The sequence below is a fragment of the Hansschlegelia beijingensis genome, assembly GCF_045505405.1.
In the GTDB taxonomy this organism is placed as follows: domain Bacteria; phylum Pseudomonadota; class Alphaproteobacteria; order Rhizobiales; family Methylopilaceae; genus Methylopila; species Methylopila beijingensis_A.
Genome location: NZ_JBJKEX010000517.1, coordinates 1 through 1,387, shown reverse-complemented (window position 1 = coordinate 1,387; position 1,387 = coordinate 1). Strand labels below are relative to the sequence as shown.

Annotated in this window: 2 protein-coding genes; both read right to left on the bottom strand. The window is 72.4% G+C overall.

Annotated elements, in window-relative coordinates; all coding sequences use genetic code 11:
• Positions 1–47: 47 nt before the first annotated feature.
• Positions 48–1,013 carry a tyrosine recombinase XerC gene (locus tag ACIKT0_RS18270; RefSeq protein WP_407106747.1) on the bottom strand — a complete coding sequence of 322 codons (966 nt, stop codon included), beginning with the start codon at positions 1,011–1,013 and terminating at the stop codon, positions 48–50.
• A 106-nt stretch (positions 1,014–1,119) separates the two neighbouring features.
• The coding region (locus ACIKT0_RS18265; RefSeq protein WP_407106746.1) for a DUF1236 domain-containing protein at positions 1,120–1,387 on the bottom strand (268 nt) is incomplete at its 5' end.

Below are 1,387 nucleotides of genomic sequence, written 5' to 3'. Positions count from 1 at the left end.
CCGATCTATCCACGCCGCCTATCACCCCCGCGCGTCCGCCGGTTCGCTCAGCCGGCCCGCGCGCGGGGGTGATAGGCGGCGTGGATCGCCATCAGCCGGGCGCCGTCGACCTCGGTGTAGAGCTGGGTGGTCGAGAGGCTCGCGTGCCCGAGAAGCTCCTGGATGGTCCTCAGGTCGCCGCCGCGCGAGAGCAGGTGCGTCGCGAAGGAGTGGCGCAGCGCGTGCGGGGTGGCGCTGTCGGGAAGGCCGAGCGCGCCGCGCATGCGGGCGACCGCCGCCTGCACGATGCGCGGGCTCAACGGGCCGCCTTTGGCGCCCACGAACAGCGGCCCCTGCGGCGGAAGCGGCCATGGGCAGCGCGCGAGATAGTCCGCGACCGCGGCCTGCACGGCGGCGATCACCGGGAGCTGGCGGCGCTTGCCGCCCTTGCCCAGAACCTCGATGCGGTCGACGCCGGGAACCGGCGCCTCGCCGCGGGTCAGCGAAAGCGCCTCCGAGATGCGCAGGCCGCAGCCATAGAGCAGCGACAGCACCGCGGCGTCGCGGGCCAGCACCCAGTCGTCGCGCTCCTCGCCGGCGCGCGTCGCCACGTCGAGGAGCCCTCTGGCTGCAGGCGCGGCGATCGGCTTGGGCAGGCTGCGGGGGATCTTGGGCGAGCGGACAGCGGCGAGCGCGGAGATCTGGGCCCGATCGGTCCGCGTCAGGCGCCGCGCGAAGGACCGCGCCGCCGCGAGCCCCCGCATCAGCGATCGGCTGGAGAGACCTTCGGCCCGGCGCGCCGACAGGAAGGCGCGGACATCGCGCGGGGCGAGGGCCGCCAGATCAGCGAGCGTCGCGGGTCCGCCGAGATGGCCCTGCAGGAACTGGAGGAAGATCCGTACGTCGCGGGCGTAGGCGTCGACCGTGTGGCGCGACAGCCGGCGCTCGGCCGAGAGGCCCAGCAGCCAGTCGGCATAAGCCTCCCGCACGTCTTCGGCTGCGGGAAACAGGAGAGGTTCGCGCTCTTCCGGCATGCCCGGAGGCTAACGCCGCGCCGTTAACCGGAGGTGACGTGGCGCAAGGCCCCAAAAGAAAAGAGCCCCGCCTGAGGCGGGGCTCTGAATCACGTCGAAGGACTCATCACTCGACGACTTCGACGACCTTGCGCTTCGAACTGACGATGTAGCGACGGTCATTGACCACCGTGTAGCTGTAGTCGCTGTCCGGCACCTGATAGACCTCGACGTCCGCAGGAAGAGTGCTGCCGACCTCGACCTCGCCGCGGTAGCGGACGGAGGGACGCGAATCACGGACGACGTACTCACGAACCTCGCGCGGGGGAGCGACCGCGGTGCCGATGGCCGCGCCGGCGACGCCGCCGACGACCGCGCCGACAGGCCCGCCGACC

Bases quoted from the DNA above. Each gene is read 5' to 3' on its own strand.
- ACIKT0_RS18270 (WP_407106747.1), bottom strand. From the start codon at position 1,013: ATGCCGGAAGAGCGCGAACCTCTCCTGTTTCCCGCAGCCGAAGACGTG.